The sequence below is a fragment of the Pseudomonas sp. NBB genome (genome assembly GCF_032701105.1).
GTDB classification, from domain to species: Bacteria; Pseudomonadota; Gammaproteobacteria; order Pseudomonadales; family Pseudomonadaceae; genus Aquipseudomonas; species Aquipseudomonas asiatica.
This window is the reverse complement of sequence record NZ_CP103994.1, coordinates 4,483,268-4,502,944: the sequence shown is the minus strand read 5'-3', so window position 1 is coordinate 4,502,944 and position 19,677 is coordinate 4,483,268. Positions and strand designations below refer to the sequence as shown.

Annotated in this window: 17 protein-coding genes, 1 tRNA gene and 1 pseudogene; 9 read left to right on the top strand and 10 right to left on the bottom strand. The window is 63.2% G+C overall.

Translation table 11 applies throughout. The features are described from left to right. The 4 genes from bamC to NY023_RS20860 all read left to right on the top strand — a co-directional run bounded on the left by bamC (nucleotide 1) and on the right by NY023_RS20860 (nucleotide 2,803). A complete protein-coding gene (gene bamC / locus NY023_RS20875; protein ID WP_004375223.1) occupies nucleotides 1-1,122 on the top strand; it encodes an outer membrane protein assembly factor BamC in 1,122 nt (373 codons plus the stop codon). Continuing rightward, on the top strand, nucleotides 1,123-1,881 hold the full coding sequence (locus NY023_RS20870) for an MBL fold metallo-hydrolase (protein WP_013973791.1): 759 nt from the start codon (nucleotides 1,123-1,125) through the stop codon (nucleotides 1,879-1,881). 30 nt (nucleotides 1,882-1,911) lie between these two features. After that, a complete protein-coding gene (gene purC, locus NY023_RS20865; protein ID WP_004375217.1) occupies nucleotides 1,912-2,622 on the top strand; it encodes a phosphoribosylaminoimidazolesuccinocarboxamide synthase in 711 nt (236 codons plus the stop codon). Between the two features lie 91 nt (nucleotides 2,623-2,713). Further along, nucleotides 2,714-2,803 (top strand) — tRNA-Ser (locus tag NY023_RS20860). Nucleotides 2,804-2,970: 167 nt separating this feature from the next. Here the strand turns inward: NY023_RS20860 and NY023_RS20855 are convergent. The 3 genes and pseudogenes from NY023_RS20855 to NY023_RS20845 form a co-directional block, all read right to left on the bottom strand. Further along, a pseudogene (locus NY023_RS20855) lies at nucleotides 2,971-3,051 on the bottom strand (chloride channel protein); the annotation flags it as partial. Between the two features lie 38 nt (nucleotides 3,052-3,089). Further along, a complete protein-coding gene (gene nhaA / locus NY023_RS20850; protein ID WP_013973790.1) occupies nucleotides 3,090-4,451 on the bottom strand; it encodes a Na+/H+ antiporter NhaA in 1,362 nt (453 codons plus the stop codon). Nucleotides 4,452-4,612: 161 nt separating this feature from the next. Further along, nucleotides 4,613-6,067: a TrkH family potassium uptake protein gene (locus NY023_RS20845; RefSeq protein WP_023660685.1), complete on the bottom strand. Its 1,455-nt coding sequence runs from the start codon at nucleotides 6,065-6,067 to the stop codon at nucleotides 4,613-4,615. A gap of 220 nt (nucleotides 6,068-6,287) precedes the next feature. Between NY023_RS20845 and NY023_RS20840 the strand changes: the two genes are divergently transcribed. Beyond that, nucleotides 6,288-6,479, top strand: a complete 192-nt coding sequence (locus NY023_RS20840) for a YhfL family protein (RefSeq protein WP_003254720.1) — start codon at nucleotides 6,288-6,290, stop codon at nucleotides 6,477-6,479. A 152-nt stretch (nucleotides 6,480-6,631) separates the two neighbouring features. Here the strand turns inward: NY023_RS20840 and NY023_RS20835 are convergent, their stop codons facing one another. After that, nucleotides 6,632-7,684: a proline racemase family protein gene (locus NY023_RS20835; RefSeq protein ID WP_013973788.1), complete on the bottom strand. Its 1,053-nt coding sequence runs from the start codon at nucleotides 7,682-7,684 to the stop codon at nucleotides 6,632-6,634. Between the two features lie 405 nt (nucleotides 7,685-8,089). Here NY023_RS20835 and mqo point away from each other — a divergent pair, with 405 nt between their 5' ends. From mqo to NY023_RS20820, 3 genes are all read left to right on the top strand, one after another. After that, nucleotides 8,090-9,727: a malate dehydrogenase (quinone) gene (mqo, locus tag NY023_RS20830; RefSeq protein ID WP_013973787.1), complete on the top strand. Its 1,638-nt coding sequence runs from the start codon at nucleotides 8,090-8,092 to the stop codon at nucleotides 9,725-9,727. 260 nt (nucleotides 9,728-9,987) lie between these two features. Further along, nucleotides 9,988-10,632, top strand: a complete 645-nt coding sequence (locus tag NY023_RS20825) for a hypothetical protein (RefSeq protein WP_013973786.1) — start codon at nucleotides 9,988-9,990, stop codon at nucleotides 10,630-10,632. Continuing rightward, nucleotides 10,632-11,249: a helix-turn-helix transcriptional regulator gene (locus NY023_RS20820; RefSeq protein ID WP_013973785.1), complete on the top strand. Its 618-nt coding sequence runs from the start codon at nucleotides 10,632-10,634 to the stop codon at nucleotides 11,247-11,249. Before NY023_RS20825 ends, NY023_RS20820 begins: the two co-directional genes overlap by 1 nt. A 119-nt stretch (nucleotides 11,250-11,368) precedes the next feature. Here NY023_RS20820 and NY023_RS20815 read toward each other — a convergent pair whose 3' ends face one another. After that, entirely contained in the window at nucleotides 11,369-11,704 is a 336-nt protein-coding gene (locus tag NY023_RS20815; RefSeq protein ID WP_003259528.1) for an ArsR/SmtB family transcription factor, read from the bottom strand. Between the two features lie 50 nt (nucleotides 11,705-11,754). Here NY023_RS20815 and xenA point away from each other — a divergent pair, with 50 nt between their 5' ends. Further along, nucleotides 11,755-12,846 carry a xenobiotic reductase XenA gene (xenA, locus tag NY023_RS20810; protein WP_024087583.1) on the top strand — a complete coding sequence of 364 codons (1,092 nt, stop codon included), beginning with the start codon at nucleotides 11,755-11,757 and terminating at the stop codon, nucleotides 12,844-12,846. Nucleotides 12,847-12,908: 62 nt separating this feature from the next. Here xenA and NY023_RS20805 read toward each other — a convergent pair whose 3' ends face one another. From NY023_RS20805 to NY023_RS20785, 5 genes are all read right to left on the bottom strand, one after another. Then, a complete protein-coding gene (locus tag NY023_RS20805) occupies nucleotides 12,909-14,156 on the bottom strand; it encodes an FAD-dependent oxidoreductase (RefSeq protein ID WP_013973782.1) in 1,248 nt (415 codons plus the stop codon). A gap of 2 nt (nucleotides 14,157-14,158) precedes the next feature. After that, nucleotides 14,159-15,736 (bottom strand): aldehyde dehydrogenase (NADP(+)), encoded by a 1,578-nt coding sequence (locus NY023_RS20800; RefSeq protein ID WP_041505652.1) that lies wholly within the window; start codon nucleotides 15,734-15,736, stop codon nucleotides 14,159-14,161. Between the two features lie 157 nt (nucleotides 15,737-15,893). Beyond that, nucleotides 15,894-16,841, bottom strand: a complete 948-nt coding sequence (locus NY023_RS20795) for a dihydrodipicolinate synthase family protein (RefSeq protein WP_013973780.1) — start codon at nucleotides 16,839-16,841, stop codon at nucleotides 15,894-15,896. 45 nt (nucleotides 16,842-16,886) lie between these two features. Next, on the bottom strand, nucleotides 16,887-17,813 hold the full coding sequence (locus NY023_RS20790) for a 4-hydroxyproline epimerase (RefSeq protein WP_031325247.1): 927 nt from the start codon (nucleotides 17,811-17,813) through the stop codon (nucleotides 16,887-16,889). Between the two features lie 23 nt (nucleotides 17,814-17,836). After that, nucleotides 17,837-19,453, bottom strand: a complete 1,617-nt coding sequence (locus NY023_RS20785; RefSeq protein WP_013973778.1) for an APC family permease — start codon at nucleotides 19,451-19,453, stop codon at nucleotides 17,837-17,839. Nucleotides 19,454-19,677 lie beyond the last annotated feature (224 nt).

Sequence of the window (19,677 nt, the reverse complement as noted above, 5' to 3'; positions counted from 1 at the left end):
ATGAAGCGACTGGCTGGTCTTTCCGCCCTTGCCCTGATCATTTCCAGCACCAGTGGGTGTGGCTGGCTGTGGGGCGAGGATGGCTATTTCCGCGACCGCGGCAGCGATTACCTGCAGGCGCGCCCGACTGCGCCGATGCAGCTGCCGCCGGACGCCAGCAACGTCAAGCGCCTTGACCCGCTGCTGCCGATCCCACGCAACGTCGCCGACGACAGCGCCACCGGCGAATTCGAGGTGCCTCGCCCGCAACCGATGACCGGTGGCGCCGCCCAGGTTACCGACTACAGCCTGCAGCGCAGCGGCAGCAGCCGTTGGGTGCTGGCTCAGCATTCGCCGGCCGAAGTATGGCCGGTGGCTCGCCAGTTCTTCGAGGACAACGGCTTCCGCATCGCCGAAGAGCGTCCGCAGACCGGCGAATTCAACACCACCTGGCAGCGTTTCGACGAACTGTCGGCATCGCTCGGCCAGCGCCTGGCCAGCACTGCCAGCAGCGCTGACAGTGAAGTGCGCGTGCGTGTGCGCATGGAGCCTGGCGTGCAGCGCAACACCTCCGAGGTGTATGTGGTCAGCGTCGAGCGCCCGGCTGGCAGCACTGCCGAGCCCGATTTCCCGTCCACCTCCAGCAACACCGGTGCCGATGCCCTGCTGGTCGACGAAATGCTTGCCAGCATGAACCGCAGCGCCGAGAAGGGCGGTTCGGTATCGCTGCTGGCCGCGCGCGATTTCGACGCGCCAAGCCGGGTCAGCCTGAGCGAAGACGGCAGCGGCAACCCGGTGCTGTACCTGGGCGCCGACCTGGATCGCGCCTGGTCCAGCGTGGGCCGTGCCCTGGAGCAAGGTGGCGAGTGGCGTGTCGAGGACATCAACCGCAGCCTGGGCCTGTACTACATCAACCTGTCTGAAAAGCCTGAAGACAAGCAGAACCAGCCTGGCTTCTTCGGCCGCATGTTCGGCAGCGAGCCGACCAAGGAAGAGCGTGAAGCCCGTGCCGAGCGCTACCAGGTTCGCTTGAGCAAGGTGGGTGAGAGCGTGCAGGTCACGGTCGAGAAGAACATCAACACCGTGGCCCCGGCCGATGTCGCCCGCCGCGTGCTGAGCGCCATTCAGGACCACCTGGGCTAAGTGCGCTTCGCGGTACTCGGAAGCGGCAGCCAGGGAAACGGCACGCTGATCGCCAGTGGTGGCACGTTCATCCTGGTCGATTGCGGGTTCTCCCTGCGCGAGACCGAGCGGCGCCTGGCGCTGCTCGGCGTGTCGGCGGCACAGCTCAGTGCGGTACTGGTCACCCACGAACATGCCGACCACGTGCATGGGGTCGGCTTGCTGTCACGGCGCTACAATGTACCGGTCTACCTCAGCCAGGGGACCTTGCGCGGCATGCGCAAGCCGGTGGAGGTGGCCGGTTTTCTCGCTTGTGGCCAAAGCCTGCGTATCGGCAGCCTGGAAGTGACCGCGGCGCGGGTCGAGCACGACGCCTACGAGCCGCTGCAGTACGTGGTCAGCGACGGCCAGCGGCGCTTCGGCATGCTGACCGACCTGGGCTCGTACGACGCGCTGCTGTTGGAGCGTTACCAGGGCCTGGATGCGCTGCTGATCGAGGCCAACCACTGCCGCGACCTGCTGGCACGCGGTCACTACCCGGCCTTCCTGAAGCAGCGGGTGGGTGGCATGCAAGGACATTTGAACAATCACCAGGCCGCGCGCCTGGTGCACGAGTTGGGCTGGAGCAACCTGCAACACCTGGTGCTGGCCCACCTCAGCAGCAAGAACAACCTGCCACACTTGGCTCGCCAGTGCTTCGTCGACACCCTTGGGTGCGACCCGGACTGGCTCCAGGTGGCGAATCAGGAACACGGGCTCGACTGGCGTGAAATCGCCTAGCCCAACACCTCAAGCAAGCGGAGCCCAATCATGGAAAAACGCGACGAACTCTACCGCGGCAAGGCCAAATCGGTTTACAAGACCGACGACGCCGACCGCTTGATCCTGCTGTTCCGTAACGACACTTCGGCGTTCGACGGCAAGCGCATCGAACAGCTCGACCGCAAAGGCATGGTGAACAACAAGTTCAACGCCTTCATCATGCAGAAACTGGAAGAAGCCGGTGTGCCGACCCAGTTCGACAAGCTGCTGGGCGACAACGAGTGCCTGGTGAAGAAGCTGGACATGATTCCGGTCGAGTGCGTGGTGCGCAACTACGCCGCCGGCAGCCTGGTCAAGCGCCTGGGCGTGGAGGAGGGCATCAAGCTGGAGCCGTCCACCTTCGAGCTGTTCCTGAAGAACGACGAGAAGGGCGACCCCTTCATCAACGAATCCCACGTTGTCGCGTTCGGCTGGGGCACTGCCGAGCAGCTGGCCGAAATGAAAAAGCTGTCGTTGAAAGTCAACGAAGTGCTGAGCAAGCTGTTCGATGACGCCGGCCTGCTGCTGGTCGACTTCAAGCTGGAATTCGGCGTATTCCATGGCCAGATCGTGCTGGGCGACGAGTTCAGCCCGGACGGCTGCCGCCTGTGGGACAAAGAGACCCGCAAGAAGATGGACAAGGACCGCTTCCGTCAGGGGCTGGGCGACGTTATCGAAGCCTACGAAGAAGTTGCCAAGCGCCTGGGCGTGCCGCTGTAAGCGGTGCGTTCACGCAAGCGCCTGATACCACGCGATTTTTTTTAAAAAAAGGTTTGCGTTTTAAAAGAACGCTGGTATGATGCGCGGCATTGGAGAGATGCCGGAGTGGTCGAACGGGACGGATTCGAAATCCGTTGTACTGGCAACAGTACCTAGGGTTCAAATCCCTATCTCTCCGCCATACGCGAAGTAAGCGAAGCCCCCGAAAACGTTAAAGTTTTCGGGGGCTTCGTCGTTTCTGGCCATTGGGTTAGGGCAAATTCAGGCCAGAAATTGAACATGCGAGGCCGTGTCCGGCACAGCTTTCGGCAAAGAGCACCGGCGTTGCTCGAACGTGCGGCTTGGTTACTCGATGGCAAACACCATACCGGCCAGAGGCGCGTTTAAGGCCGCCGCAATGCCCACTGCGCCCCCGGCAAGTATCGAACCCCACTTGCGTGATAGAAGTGGGTCACCAGTCAGGTTTTCTAGGTCATCGAACTTGCTTTGGTCATGGCAGATGCTTTACGGATGCTGTATGCACCCCAGGCCAGGCCAAGCAATGCTGCAATCACCGATGCCGAAAGCACGCCAAGTTTCGCCGCCCCCAGCGCGCCAGGATCGACGAAGGCGAGATTGGCAATGAAGATCGACATGGTGAAACCGATGCCGGCCAGCAGCCCGACCAAGGTGATGCTGCGCCAGCTCACCTCGGCGGGAAGCGCGCACCAGCCCAAGCGGACCATCAGCCAACTGACGCTGACGATGCCCAAGGGTTTGCCAACTACCAGAGCGACAGCGACGGCGATCATCACCCACTGCGGGGCCTCGGCTGACAAATCGACACCCGAAAGATTTACCCCGGCATTGGCCAAGGCAAACACCGGCATGATGCCGAAGGCTACCCAAGGGTGCAGGGTGCCTTGCATGCGCACCACTGGCGGCACCAGTTCGCGCTGGGCCAGGCGCAGGCGCTTCAACGGGTCCATGAGGTCGCTGGCATCGCGCTCGGGCGCCCTGGCGCGTCCCAGCAGCTCTCCGGTGAATCGGCTGATTGCATCCAGTGGTCGCTCGCGCATCGGCATTGCGGCCACTGGCGTCATCAGGCCCAGCACAACGCCTGCGAGGGTGGGGTGGGCTCCGGTCAGCAAGATGCCCAGCCAGGTGACAAAGCCGGGAATGATATACGCGTAGGCCGAACCCACTCCGATCTTCTGCAGCCCGATCACCATCAGCAGGCCGATCAGCGCAACCCCGAAACCGCTGTAATCGAGGCCGCCCGAATAGAAGAACGCGATGATCAGCACCGCGATGATGTCATCGATGATGGCCAGGGCCAGCAGAAACACGCGGACGTTGGACGGGATCGACTTGCCGAGCAGCGCCAGGACACCTACCGCAAAGGCGATATCCGTAGCCGTCGGTACGGCCCAGCCTTGTTGTTCCGCCGCAGCGTGACCAAAACCCAAATAGAAGAGCGCGGGTACGGCTACACCGCCAATGGCGGCCGCCATGGGCAGCATGGCCTGCCGAAGGCTGGACAGTGCGCCCTCGTGGATCTCGCGACGGATCTCCATGCCCACGACAAGGAAGAAGATGGTCATCAAGCCATCATTGATCCAGAAATGCAGCGACTGTGAATAGATCAGCGAACCCACGCCGATCGTCAACGGTGTGTGCCAAAGGGCGTCGTAGCTTTCGGCGGCCGGGGAGTTGGCCCAGATCAGCGCAGCAATAGCTGCAACCAGTAGAACGATGCCGCTGACCGCTTCAATGTGCAGAAAGCGTTCAAGGTTGGCGAAGGCACGCTCGGCCAATTCCTGGGCGCGAGACAATTCCTTTTTTTGCATAGGCGCAAGTACTCCCGCATGGCGGCCCGACCTGCGCTGTTCTTTAACCTGCCCCACTGCACCGTGCAGCTGGCACCCGTGCAGTAGTCTACCGAACAACCGCTACTCACGGCTATGACGTGACCGTGAATGAGCGTGAAGATGGGCGGGTAACCTCTGGCCTAGAATCGCCAGAAAGCTGGAGAGACGAGTACCAGTACGGTCAGGATTTCGAGCCGTCCAAGCAGCATGCCGACAGTCAGCAGCCATTTGGCAGCGTCCGATAACGAGGCGAAATTACCTGCAGGACCGATAAGCGTTCCCAGCCCCGGGCCGACGTTGCACACGGCGGTAGCGGCCCCGCTCAATGCCGTTGTCCAGTCGAGCCCTAGCAGCGAGAGGCCAAGGGCGATGACCGCGATGGTGACTGAGAAGAAGAACGAAAACGTCAGCAGTGAGCGCACGATCTCTTCATCGATCGGGTGCCCATTGTATTTCTTCGAGATCGTTGCCCTTGGATGGATCAACTGTTTCAGGCTGCTGACAAGCAAGGCCGCGGCCACCTGGAAACGGAATATCTTCAGGCCTCCAGCGGTAGACCCCGAGCAGCCACCGACGAACGTCAGGTAAAAGAACAGCATGATGGCGAAGCTGCCCCAGAGCGTGTAGTCGCCCACGGCAATACCCGTGGTGGTCACCACGGAGGTGACGTTGACAGCCACGATACGGAACGCATCCCACCATGACAGATCGCTGTGCAAGCAGAGCCAGGTTCCGACCGTGAGCCAGATGAAGACGAGAAAGCCAATGAAACCGCGGACTTGATGGTCATCGAACAGGATGCGCCGATGGCCACGCAGCGTGGCCACATACAGGGTGAAGGGGAGGCTGCCGAGGATCATGATGACAACGGCTACCCAATGCACCGCAGGCTGCCCCCAGTGGCCCAGCGAGGCATCGGAGGTAGAGAAACCACCGGTTGAAATCAGTGCCATCGAATGATTGATGGCTTCGAACGGGGTCATGCCGGCAGCCCACAACGCCCATGTTCCCAAGACTGTCAGGCCCACATAGATGATCAGGATCATCTTGGCCGCAACATGCGAGCGGGGTGTCACTTTGTCTGACCAATCCGAAGATTCGGTCTGGAACAGGCGCATGCCACCTACGCGCAGCAGGGGCAGGATCGCGACAGCCATGCCGATAAAGCCGATGCCTCCCAGCCAGTGCAGCAAAGACCGCCAGATAAGCAACCCGGGCGATGCATTGTCCAGCCCGGTCAGTACCGTCGAGCCGGTGGTGGTGATCCCTGACATGGTTTCGAAGAACGCGTCCGTGTAACTGATGTGCCGGATGAACACCATCGGCAAGGCCGCAAATGCGCAAACGATGACCCAGCTTGCCGTTGTGAGCAGGTACATGTCCCTGGCGCGCAGTTGCGGTGCGCCGGGAGCGCCTCGGGCCACCATGACCAGGCCTGCGCAGAGGACGATAAGGCTTGACCAGACGAAAGCGCCGAGATCATCGCTGCGGTCGTACAGCAGCAGTGTCAGCATCGGGATTACCATGCTGACGGCCAAGGTGATCAGGAATACACCAATAATGAAGGCTATGAAGCGCAACGCTGGAAGCGGCATTAGTTGAGCTCGTGCGGACAATGCCGGCAGTATTGCCTGCCGTACAGCAATGTCGAGTAAAAAAGCCGTAATGTCTTAGGACAGTTCATACAGAGCCACTCGATTGTTGCACAGGTGCAACTAGCCAGTGCACCTTGCGGCTTGGATCCGATGCCTGGGTTCTGTATCATCCCGGCGCCATCAGACGATGGCCGAAGATGATTCATTTAAAGGACTTAGTATGAAAAAGCTGTTCAAGGCTACTGTAGCCGTTGCTGTCGTTTCGGGTGTTGCCCTGCTGTCGGGTTGCACTGGTCAGGTTTACAACCAGCCAAAAAACTGCACCTACGACTACCTGTTCCACCCTTCGGTTTCCATCTCCAAGATCATCGGTGGCTGCGGCCCGATCGATAAACTGCCTCAGCAGCAGTAATCTTGGCGGTACCCTGATCGCGACGCTTGCGGCGTGATCCAAGGCCCCCGGTCATGTACATGGTCGGGGGTTTTTGTTTGTGGGCTCTTCAGATGAAGGTCTTGCCAGAAGGCCCGGCTCGCGGATACCAGTGCATTGAACGCTGCCTGGGCTCAGGCCCAGATATCACCGATGGTAAAGCCTTCGGGGAACGGGTCGTCGTGGTCGAGCACGAAGGTGTTCAGGCCGTAGATCCAGCTTTTGCCGGTGATGGTTGGTACCACGGCCTCGTTGCCGCCGATGCTGGTTTCATTGATCAGGCGGCCGGTGTAGATGTTGCCGAGCAGGCCCTGATGGCGGAAGTCCTGGTGCAATGGCAGCTCGCCCTTGGCGTGCAGGGTGGCCATCTTCGCCGAGGTGCCGGTACCGCACGGGGAGCGGTCCAGCGCCCCGGTCCAGGTGGCCGGGTCGTCCCACGAGAACTCGCCGCAGGTCATGGTCACCGCGTTCTTCCAGTCGGCGTTGGGGTCTTCGCTGGGGCCGGATAGCTGCGAGATGGTAATGCCGATGCCCGGGTAGTCGGGGTGTGCCACCGGCAGTTGCTCGATAGCCGCCTGGCGGATCATCGACGATACCCGGGCGATTTCGGCGCCGTGCTGCGGGATCAGTTGCAGGCCTTTGAACTGGCGCACATCGGCGATCACATAGAACATGCCGCCCCAGCCCACGTCCACGCGCACCTTGCCCAGGTGCGGTACGTCGATTTCGGTATCCAAGTGTGCGGCGAACGCCGGTACGTTCTGGAAGGTGACGGCCTTGACCTTGCCGCCCTCGCATCGGGCCTTGATGCGGATCAGCCCGGCCGGGGCCTCCAGCACCAGCTCGGTGAGCGGCTCCTGCATCGGCAGCATGCCCATCTCCAAAAGCACGGTGGCCACCGAGATGGTATTGCTGCCGGACATCACCGGGTACTCGATCTGCTCCATGATGATGTAGCCGGCGTCGGCCTTGGGGTGGCTTGGCGGGACGATGATGTTGCAGCAGTGCGCCGGATAGCCGCGCGGTTCACGCAGCATCAGCTTGCGCAACTGATCGTCGTTGGTTTCGAGCCATTTCATCTTGGCGTGTACGCTGTCACCGGGGATGTGCGGTACACCGCCTGTGATGACGCGCATGGGGATGCCGGCGTGGGTGTCGACGGCGTGGATGGTTCGTTTGAATGACATATGGGCGGCCCTGTTCTGATCGGATTGAGGCGGGGTCTGGAGCGCAGGATAAAAGCGGTAGGGCGGGGCTGTAAGTCGAATAATTCCGATCGGGTGACCGGTTTTTTGAATGGCATTTGCGCAGGCCTGTGCCGGCCCTTTCGCGGGCAAGCCCGCTCCCACACGGGCGCACAGGCCTGAGACAACCCGCCACCTTGACTCCCGGGCCGGCAATTTGTTTGTGCTGGCATTTAAGTTACAATCGGAAAAACGATTCAGCCTTGTCGGTCAATTCGACAAAAGGCCGAGTCGTTTTCTGGTTCTCTGGCTGCTGAACAATGATCAACAACAAGCCTGCGCTGCAGAACATGCTTTACCTGGGCCAGCCACAGGCCCGCCCTCTGTTCTCCTGACTGGAATCGATCAATGTTCAAGAAAGCTGGCAAGACCTTGCTGGGTCTGGCTGTCGCTGCAAGCGTCATGCAAGCGCACGCCGCAGAAACCAAGAAAGTAGATGTGCTGCTGGTCGGCGGCGGCATCATGAGCTCGACCCTGGCCGTGTGGCTGCACGAGCTGGAGCCAAGCTGGTCGATGGAAATGGTCGAACGCCTGGATGGCGTGGCCGAAGAAAGCTCCAACGGCTGGAACAACGCCGGTACCGGCCACTCCGCGCTGGCCGAGCTGAACTACACCCCGGAAGACAAGGACGGCAACGTCAACATCGCCAAGGCCATCGAAATCAACGAGGCCTTCCAGATCTCCCGCCAGTTCTGGTCGTGGCAGGTCCGCCAGGGCGTGCTGAAGAACCCGCACTCGTTCATCAACACCACGCCGCACATGAGCTTCGTGTGGGGCGATGACAACATCAAGTTCCTGAAGAAGCGTTACGACGCGCTGCAGGCCAGCCCGCTGTTCCGCCCGATGCAGTACTCCGAGGACCACGCGCAGATCGCCAAGTGGGTCCCGCTGATGATGGAAGGCCGCGACCCGAACCAGAAGCTGGCCGTGACCTGGACGCCAATCGGCACCGACGTCAACTTCGGCGAGATCACCCGCCAGTTCGTCGGCCACCTGAAAACCCAGGAAAACTTCGACCTGAAGCTGTCCAGCGAAGTGCAGGACATCACCCGCAACAAGGACGGCTCGTGGCACGTTGAGTACAAGAACCTGAAGGACGGTAGCGAATCGGCTACCGACGCCAAGTTCCTGTTCATCGGTGCTGGTGGCGGCGCGCTGAAGCTGCTGCAGAAGTCGGGCATTCCTGAAGCCAAGGAGTACGCAGGCTTCCCGGTAGGCGGCTCGTTCCTGGTGACCGAGAACCCGACCGTGGCCATGCAGCACATGGCCAAGGCCTACGGCATCGCCTCCACCGGTGCGCCACCCATGTCGGTTCCGCACCTGGACACCCGCGTGCTGGATGGCAAGCGCGTGATCCTGTTCGGCCCATTCGCCACCTTCTCGACCAAGTTCCTGAAGAACGGCTCGTACCTGGACCTGCTGAGCAGCACCACCACCCACAACGTGTGGCCGATGACCAAGGTCGGCATCGAGCAGTACCCGCTGGTGGAATACCTCGCTGGCCAGCTGATGCTGTCTGACGACGACCGCTTCGAAGCCCTGCGTACCTACTTCCCGAACGCCAAGAAGGAAGACTGGCGCCTGTGGCAGGCCGGCCAGCGCGTGCAGATCATCAAGCGTGATGCCGAGAAGGGCGGCGTGCTGAAGCTGGGCACCGAAGTGGTCGCTTCCGAAGACCGCACCATCGCCGGCCTGCTGGGTGCATCGCCAGGTGCTTCGACTGCGGCCCCGATCATGCTGAACGTGCTGGAAACCGTGTTCAAGGAGAAGGTCGCTACCCCAGAGTGGCAGGCCAAGATCAAGCAGATCGTGCCAAGCTACGGCACCAAGCTGAACGACTCGGCGGCAGCCACCCAGAAAGAGTGGAACTACACCGCTGAAGTGCTGCAGCTGGAGAAACCACCGGTAATCGACGAGAGCGTCGGCACTACGGTTGCACCTAGCCAGCCGGTTGAAAGCAAGCCTGAGAATGACATGGCACTGTAAACGGCCATTGTTGTGACAGAAGCCACGGGGGAGACCTCGTGGCTTTTTTGTTGCCTGTTCCGGCCCTTTCGCGGGTAAACCCGCTCCCACAGGGACCGCGCTGGCCACAGGCTTGGCGCTATCCCTGTGGGAGCGGGTTTACCCGCGAAGAGGCCAGCTCAGGAAACCACTGATCGGAAACCCAGCTCAGCCCCAATAAAAACATATTTTGATGCTTAAATTAATCTTGTCAGTCGATCCCCCTCCAGGAGGGTGCCGTCATGAACATCAAGATTGCCGCCTTACTGCTGCTCGCCCTGTGCGCCCAGCCGGCATGGAGCCAAAGCTACTCCTACTCCAGCGAAACCCCTGCCGCCAAACCTGCCGAATCTGCTGCAATGACCACGCGCATGGCCCTGCGCGACCTGTGGGTCGAGCACATCTTCTGGGTGCGCAACTATGCCGTGGCCAATCAAGCCGGCAATGCCAAGGAGGCCGAAGTCGCTGCCAAGGAAGTGGTCACCGACGCCACCAGGATCGCCAACAGTATTGCCCCGCTGTACGGCCAGCCTGCCGCCGATCAGTTGCTGAAGCTGCTGGCCGGCCACTGGGGCGCCATAAAGCACTACAGCGACGCCACCGTGGCCAAGGACAAAAAAGGCCAGCAAGCCGCGGTCAACGAGCTGACCAGCAATGCCAAGGCCATCGCCGCGTTTCTGGCCAAGGCCAACCCGAACCTGCCCGAGCCGACCCTGCTGACGCTGCTCAGCGCCCACGGCGGGCACCACGTGGCCCAGATCGACCAGTTGGCGGCCGCTGACTACGTAGGCGAGGCGCGCACCTGGGCGATGATGCGCGAGCATATTCTGACCCTGTCCGACGCCCTGGCTGCGGCGTTGGTCAAACAGTTCCCGGACAAATTCTGATGCTCGAAGGCCTGGGCCGTACCCAACAGGACCTGCTCCATGCGTTGCTGCTCCAGCCGGCCGGCATGAGCATCGACGACCTGGCGCAGGCCCTGGCAATCACCCGCACGGCGGTGCGCCAGCACCTGGCAGCGCTGGAGCGCGACGGCCTGGTCAAGCGTGGCGCTACCCGGCCCACCGGGCGCCGCCCGGAGCAGTTGCACGAGCTGACCGAACAGGCCCGCGAATTGTTCCCGCGGCAGTACCCGTTGCTGGCCAACCTGCTGATTGCGGAAGTGGCCGGCTTGCTGGGGCAGGAGGCGTTGCTGGCGCTGATGCGCCAGCTGGGGCGCAAGCTGGCGGCGGACCTGGAGCATCAAGTCGTGGATGAAGCACGCATCGTCGAGCACATGAACAATGCCGGGTACGAGGCGCAGGTGTTCTTCCGCTCGGGGGGCGAGCCGCAGATCGTTGCGCACAATTGCGTGTTCCATCACCTGGCCAAGGCGCACCCGGTGGTGTGCGAGCTGGACCTGGCGCTGATCGGGGCCTTGGGTGGGGCCGAGGTGAGCCATGAGGAGTGCATGCTCAGGGGAGGGCAGGTATGCCGGTTTGCCCTGGGCAAGAAAGAAGATTGATTTTGCCTGTTCTGGCCCTTTCGCGGGTAAACCCGCTCCCACAGAGATCGCACAGGTCTTGAAGACAGTGATTACCCTGTAGGAGCGGGTTTACCCGCGAAGAGGCCGGCACAGGAAAATCACTGCTGCCGCAGAATGCAGTCCAGCAGCCCGGGAAACCGCTCCCCCAGCATCTCGCTACGCAACGAATTCATATGGGTAGTCCCCACATTGCGGGTATGCACCAACCCCGCATCACGCAGCACGCGAAAATGGTGGGACATGCTCGACTTCGGCCGGCCACCGTCCAGCTCGCCGCAGCTGGCTTCGGCCACGCCCGCCAGGTGGCGCACGATACCCAGGCGCACCGGGTCGCTCAGGGCATAGAGCAGGCGTTCCAGGGTGAGGTCTTCAGAATTGGGATGTTGATAGGCTCGCATGGTCGTCATGATAACGGGGCTATCATTAATTGCCATAGTTCGATTATGATCGAACTATCGTAATCAGATAGCCCGGGAGCTTGCCCATGTCCGCTTTGTTCGAACCGTATACCCTCAAGGACGTCACCCTGCGCAACCGCATTGCCATTCCGCCGATGTGCCAGTACATGGCCGAGGACGGCATGATCAACGACTGGCACCACGTGCACCTGGCCGGCCTGGCCCGTGGCGGTGCAGGCCTGTTGGTGGTCGAGGCCACTGCCGTGGCACCGGAAGGGCGCATCACCCCCGGTTGCGCCGGCATCTGGAGCGATGCCCACGCCCAGGCTTTCGTGCCGGTGGTGCAGGCAATCAAGGCCGCCGGTTCCGTGCCGGGTATCCAGATTGCCCACGCCGGGCGCAAGGCCAGCGCCAACCGCCCGTGGGAGGGTGACGACCACATTGCCGCCGACGACGCTCGCGGCTGGGAAACCATTGCCCCGTCCGCCATCGCCTTCGGCGCGCACCTGCCACGAGTGCCGCGCGAGATGACCCTGGACGACATTGCCCGGGTCAAACAGGACTTCGTCGATGCCGCCCGCCGTGCGCGCGATGCCGGTTTCGAGTGGATCGAGTTGCACTTTGCCCATGGTTACCTGGGCCAGAGCTTCTTCTCCGAACACTCCAACAAGCGTACCGACGCTTACGGTGGCAGCTTCGACAACCGCAGCCGCTTCCTGCTGGAAACCCTGGCAGCGGTACGTGAGGTATGGCCAGAGAACCTGCCCCTGACCGCACGTTTTGGTGTGCTGGAGTACGACGGCCGGGATGAGCAGACGCTGGAAGAGTCGATCGAACTGGCGCGCCGTTTCAAGGCTGGCGGCCTCGACCTGCTGAGCGTGAGTGTCGGCTTCACCATTCCCGACACCAATATCCCGTGGGGCCCGGCGTTCATGGGGCCGATTGCCGAGCGCGTGCGTCGTGAGGCGAAGCTGCCGGTAACCTCGGCGTGGGGTTTTGGTACGCCGAAACTGGCGGAAGCAGCGCTGCAAGCCAATCAGCTGGACCTGGTATCGGTAGGGCGTGCGCACCTGGCAGACCCGCACTGGGCTTACTTTGCGGCCAAGGAGTTGGGGGTGGAGAAAGCCTCCTGGACCTTGCCTGCACCGTATGCGCACTGGCTCGAGCGTTATCGCTGAGGCATGAAGGGGGCTGCTTTGCAGCCCATTCGCGGGTAAACCCGCGAAGAGGCCAGCACAGGCTAAAACCGGTCCAACCGGTAAGCCGCCATATCAGCCCCACTCTCCCTGTCAGCCAACCGCCCCACCCATTCCGCTGTCACCGCCGCCTGGGTCAAACCCAGGTGCTGATGCCCGAACGCCAACAAAACCCGCCCATCACATACCCGGTCGATCACCGGTAACGAATCTGGCAATGAAGGCCGGAAGCCCATCCAGGGCGTCGCTCCCTCAACACTCAGGTCCCTCCTGAACAACCCTTTGCTCAACCGGTGCAACTGCCAAGCCCGCTGCATGCTCGGCGGCGCGTCCAGCCCGGCGAACTCCACCGTGCCGGCCAGGCGCAGGCCCTCGGCCATGGGCGTCATGATGAACTTGCGCTCCAGCGATGTGACTGCAAACGGCAAACGCTGATGCTCGCCAGGCAACATCAGGTGGTAGCCGCGCTCGGTGTCCAGCGGCACCTGCTTGCCGGTCAGTGTGGCGGTCAACCGCGCGGAATGCGCACCACAACTGATCAGCACCTGGCGGGCATCGAGCGTGCCCTGATCGCTGGCCAGCCTGACCCCGCCGCTGTGCAGCCGCCCGCCATCGACCTGCGCCTGGACAAAGCGCACGCCACTGGCCTTGGCCGCTTCGAACAATTCGCACACCACCCGGTAGGGGTCGATGAAGTGCCCGGTTCGCGGGAAGAACAGCCCACCCTGCAACGACGGGCTCAGTTGCGGCGCCGCCTCGCGCACGGTGTCGGCCGACCAGAAGTCCACCGCCACCGCCTGCTGTTGCATGCGTGCGCGCAAGGCCTCCAGGGCCTGGCGCGACTCTGGCCGCTCGAATACCAGCAACGAGCCATCTTCCTGAAACAGTTCGCCGCGCCCGATCGAGCCTAGCAGCCGCTGCCAGGCACCCAGGCTGCCTTCGTTCAACGAGCGGATGCCGGCCACGCTGCGCTGGAACGGGCCAGGGCGCAGGTTGAGCAGCAGGCGGGTGAACCACGGCATGGCCTTGGGCAGGTACTTCCAGTCCAGGCGCAACGGGCCCATCGGGTCCAGCAACATGCGCGGCAGGCGTTTGAGAATCGACAGGTCGGCAATCGGGAATACCTGCTCGGTGGCCAGGTGCCCGGCGTTGCCGTAGGACGCGCCTCGACCGGGTGCCTGGCGGTCGACCAGGGTTACCCGGCGGCCTTGGCGGGCCAGTTGCAGGGCACAGGTGACGCCGACTATGCCGGCGCCGACCACGGCGATATCGGTTTCAGCGCTTTCGACCATGCTCAGCCTTCCCGTTTACCGTCGAGCAGGCGCCGAAGCTGCAGCGGGTTGCCGTGTTTCAGTGCCTGCGGCAGCAGGGCATCGGGGAAGTCCTGGTAGCACACCGGGCGCAGGAAGCGCAGGATCGCCGCCGTGCCCACCGAAGTGGTGCGGGCATCGGAGGTGGCCGGGAACGGCCCGCCGTGGACCATCGCGTCGCATACCTCTACACCGGTCGGCCAGCCATTGACCAGGATGCGGCCAGCCTTGCGCTCAAGGGTCGGCAGCAGGGCGCGGGCGCTGTCGATGTCGGCATCGTCCAGTTGCAGGGTGGCGGTCAGTTGGCCTTCCAGATGCTCGGCCACCTGGCGCACTTGCTCATCGTTGGCGCAGGCCACCACCAGCGACGCCGCGCCGAAGACTTCGGCCTGCAACGCCGGGTCGGCGAGGAACGCTTCGGCCTGGGTCACGAACAGCTGCGCCTGGCACTGGTTGGGGCCTTGCCCGGCCTGGCCACTGGCGGCGGCCTGGGCATTGGCGTTTGCGGCCAGGGCGCCGACACCGGCCTGGTAGGCACTGAAAATGCCTGGGGTAAGCATGGTCTGCGCCGCAGCCTGGCGCACGTGTTCGCTGGCGGCGTCGATGAAACGCTGCAACGCCGGCCCTTGACGGGCAATCACCAGGCCGGGGTTGGTGCAGAACTGGCCGGCACCCTGGGTCAGCGAGGCGACGAAGCCTTGTGCCAGTGCCTCGGCGCGGGTCTGCAGGGCGGTGTCGAACAGGAACACCGGGTTGATCGAGCTCATTTCGGCGTACACCGGGATTGGCTCTGGGCGGGCCTGGGCCGCCTGGCACAGCGCAATGCCACCGCTGCGCGAGCCGGTAAAGCCAACGGCCTTGATGCGCGGGTCGCTGACCAGCGCAATGCCCACTTCACGACCGGAACCGTACAACAACGAAAACATTCCGGCCGGCAAGCCGCACTGCTTCACGGCCTTTGCGACTGCCTGGCCGACCAGCTCGCTGGTGCCCGGGTGGGCGCCGTGGGCCTTGACCACCACCGGGCAACCGGCGGCCAGGGCCGAGGCGGTGTCGCCACCGGCTACCGAGAAGGCCAATGGGAAATTGCTGGCGCCGAATACCGCCACCGGCCCCAGGGCCACCTGGCGCTGGCGCAGGTCGGCACGCGGCAGGGGCTGGCGCTCAGGCAGGGCATTGTCGACCCGCACGTCCAGCCATTCGCCAGCCCGCACCACACGTGCGAAGGTACGCAACTGGGTGCAGGTGCGGCCACGTTCGCCCAGGATGCGCGCCTTTGGCAGGCCGCTTTCGGCCACGGCGCGATCGATCAGGGCATCACCCAGCGCTTCGATCTGCGTGGCGATGGTTTCGAGGAATTGTGCCCGTTGCTCGAGCGAGGTTTCTCGGTAGGCATCGAACGCCGCCCAGGCCAGGGCGCAGGCCTGGGCCACGTGTTCGCCGGTGCCGCCGAGGTAGGCCGGTTCCAGTGTCTGGCCGGTGGCCGGGTCGATGCCACGGATGGCTTCGCGGCTGCCGGTTACCGGCGTCTGGCCGATCAGCAGGTTGCCTGTGAGGGTCATGGAGCCTCCTTTGGAATCAATATCAAGAGAGAGCGCGGCCTTTGTAGGAGCGGGTTTACCCGCGAAGCAGGCGACTCGGTGCCTGGCACCGGCTTCGCCGGTGTTCGCGGGTGAACCCGCTCCCACAGGGGCTGCGGCTCGGCCTGGAATCAGGTGATCAGGCCAGGTTCTGCTCAGCCGACCAGCTGGCGTACCAGCTGCGGAACAGCGCGTACTGCTGCTCGGCATAATTGCGCTGGGCGTCGGTCAGCACGTCGGTCTCGTTGAAGTGCAGGCTGTATTCGCTGTCACCGTTCAGCACCATCAGGTGCTTGTAGTAGAGCACCAGGTCGCAGCCTTCATCGAACGACGACAGCACCGCCAGCGCCGCCTCCAGTTCACGCGCCAGGCGGCGGGCCTTGGCATCACCTTTGGCCGCCTGTTTGCTCAGGCTCACCAGGTGCAGCACCTCACGCGGCAGGGCGTTGCCGATGCCGGTGATGGCGCCGGTGGCGTTGCAGTTGACGAAGCCATGTACCACCTGGGTGTCGACGCCGACCATCAGGGTCACGTCGTCATCCTTGGAGGTGATGTGCTCGGCGGCGTAGCGCAGGTCGGCGCCACCGCCGAACTCCTTGAAGCCGATCAGGTTGGGGAACTCGCTGCGCAGTTCGAAGAACAGGTCGGCGCGGGTGGCAAAGCCGTAGTACGGGCTGTTGTAGATAACCGCCGGCAGCTTCGGCGCGGCTGCCAGGATAGCCGAGAAGTGGTGCTTCTGGGCAATCAGCGAGGCACCGCGGCTGAGCACGCGAGGGATGACCATGAGGCCGGCGGCACCAACCTTGGCCGCGTGGGCGGCGTGAGATACTGCTTCACGGGTGTTCACCGCGCCGGTGCCGACGATGGTCGGGATGCCGGCGGCCACCAGGCGCGCCACGCCTTCCTGGCGCTCTGCTTCGGTCAGCAGCGGCCAGTCGCCCATCGAGCCGCAGTACACCACGGCGCTCATGCCGGCCTCGATCAGCTCGCGGCCCTTGCGCACCAGGGCGTCGAAGTCCGGCTTGCGCTCGGCGGTGCAGGGGGTCATCAGGGCGGGCATGGTGCCGGTGAAGATGTTGTTGGTCATTGTTGTCACTCCTCGCGATATTCTTTTTTTTGGAAATAGCCGGGGTCAGATGCCCCAGGCGAACGGGTCCTGTTCGTCGATCAGCAGGGTGCTGTCGGCGGTGATGTAGGCGCGGCCGGTGATGAACGGGCGAATGCGTTCGCCGTCGCGCTCGTAGCGGCCCTGGAACTGGCTGCCGGTGATACTGGCCTGTACCCAGGTCTGGCCTTCGTCGAGCTTGCCGTCGGCGGCCAGGCAGGCCAGCTTGGCGCTGGTGCCCGTGCCGCAGGGCGAGCGGTCGTAGGCCTTGCCGGGGCACATCACGAAGTTGCGGCTGTCGGCGTTGGCGTCGTCGGCGAACAGTTCGACGTGGTCGATGGGGGCACCGTTTTCACCGGTGATGCCCTGGGCTTCGAGGGCCTTGAGCATCGCCCAGGTGTATTCGGTCAGCGCCTCGCGGTTGCCCAGCTCGATGCGCTGGCCGTGTTCGGAGACGAGGAAAAACCAGTTGCCACCCCAGGCGATGTCGCCGCGCACCGGACCATGGCCGGGCACGTCCACCAGCACTTGCTGGCGGTAGCGGTAGGACGGCACGTTGCCGACGGTTATGGCGCCGTCTTCATGCAGGGTGGCGCTGACCTGGCCGACCGGGGTATCGATCTTGTGCACGCCCGGTGCGATCAGGCCCAGGTGCTGCAGCGAGGCGACCAGACCGATGGTGCCGTGCCCGCACATGTTCAGGTAGCCAGCGTTGTTGAAGAAGATCACCCCGCACGTGGCGTCGGCCGATACCGGTGGGCAGTACAGCGCACCGACCAGCACATCGTTGCCACGTGGTTCCAGCAGGCAGGCGCGGCGCCACTGGTCGTGCAGCTCTCGCAGTTCATCGCGCTGCTCGGCCATGCTGCGGCCATGCAGTTGCGGGAAGCCTTTCATCACCAGGCGGGTTGGTTCCCCGCCGGTGTGCGAGTCGATGACGTGAACGTGTTTCATGGGCATATCCATTCGAGAGTGGGTCAGGAGGCGACGGCGGCAGGGCGCTGGCCTGGGTAGCTTTCGGAGGAGGCTTCGCTTTCATCCTCGCCCTCAAGGCGCACCAGGTGGGCAGGCACGCCGGTGGCCGCGCCCCAGTAGTAGATGCCCAGCGCACAAGCGGCCACGACCACGGTGTCGAACGGGTGGCCGAGTACTCCCAGGCCGCCGAAGCTGCCCAGCCACGACAGCAGGATGGTCACCGCGTAGAAGCCGATCAGCCACGCCGACGAGCGCACTTGCTGGGCCAGCGACAGGTGCTGGGTCGGCACGAAGCGGCCGCACAGCAGGTACAGCACGAACATCACGATCTGCAGGGCCAGCAGCCACGACACGGTCTTCCAGCCCGACCAGTACACGATCAGCGCGGCGATGATGAATGAAAGCGGGCCGAGCACGCCCATGCCCTTGACCCGGAACGGGCGCGGCATGTCGGGGGCGTTGCGGCGCAGGGCGGCGACGGTGACCGGGGCCACGGCGTAGCTCAGTACCAGGGCGGCGGAAACCACGTTGATCAGCGCTTCCCAGGACGGGAACGGCAGGGTCCAGAACACCGACAGGCCAAAGGTCAGCCACAGCGCCGGGCGCGGGATGCCGGACTCGGCGTCGATACGGGTGAAGTACTTGAAGAAGGTGCCGGTCTGCGCCCAGCCATAGACCACGCGCGGGGTGGCGTTCATGTAGATGTTGCCGCAGCCGCTGGGCGAGATCACCGCGTCGGCCACCACCAGATAGGCCAGCCAGCCCACACCCAAAGCCAGGGCAATGTCGCGGTAGGGCAGGGCCAGTTCCTTGGTCACTGCGGCCCAGCCGTTGCTCAGCATTTCGGTCGGCACGCTGCCGAGGAAGGCCAGTTGCAGCAGGGCGTAGATCGCGGTGGACAGCAGTACCGAGAGGATCAGCGCGATGGGGATGGTGCGTTGCGGGTTCTTCACCTCGCTGGCCACCGAAATGATCGGCGTCAGGCCCAGGTAGGCGAAGATGATGCCACCGGCCGATACCGCCATTTCAACGCCGGACAGACCGAACGGGGCAAAGCCTTGAACCTCGAAGTTTTCCGGTTTGAAGAAGGTGAACAGCACGCCGATCACCAGCAGCGGCACGATGAACTTGAACACACTGACCAGGTTGTTGGCCTTGGCGAAGGTTTTCACGCTGCGGTAGTTGAGGAAGAAGAACAGCCCCAGCAGGGCGAACTGTACCAGCCAGCCGAGCACGGTCGGGTCGCTGGAGCCGGCCTTGGTCAGCCCGGGGAACCAGGCGGCGGCGTATTGACGCGAAGCGACCACTTCGATGGCGATCAGGCTGGAAAAGGCGATCAGGGTGATAAAGCCCATCAAGTAGCCCAGCAGCGGGCCGTGGGAGTACACCGGGTAGCGCACCACGCCCCCGGCACGCGGCAGGGCAGCGCCCAGTTCGCAATAGACGATGCCCAGCAACAGTACGGCGAAGCCGCCAAGGAACCAGGACAGGATGCCGGCCGGGCCGGCGATGGCCGAGACGTGGCTGGCGGCGAACAGCCAGCCGGAGCCGAAGATGGCACCTAGGCCGATGAAGGTGAGGTCCAGCAATGACAACTGTTTTTTGAATTTGCCTGACATGGGTTCGCCTTTTTGTTGGTTATTGGATAGGCAGGTCTGATGTCACGAGATGCGGCTTTTTGGGCCGCGCTCTTGTAGGACTTGGGGCGGCTTGCGTGGGGCATAGAGTGGACCGATCAAGGCGGCGGTTCTTGATGGTTTTCTGCAGGGTGGATGACGAAATCGGCACAGTTGCGAAAAAGCAGTGGTAGGAGGGAAGGGTGGTGGATAGGCTGTAAGCCTTA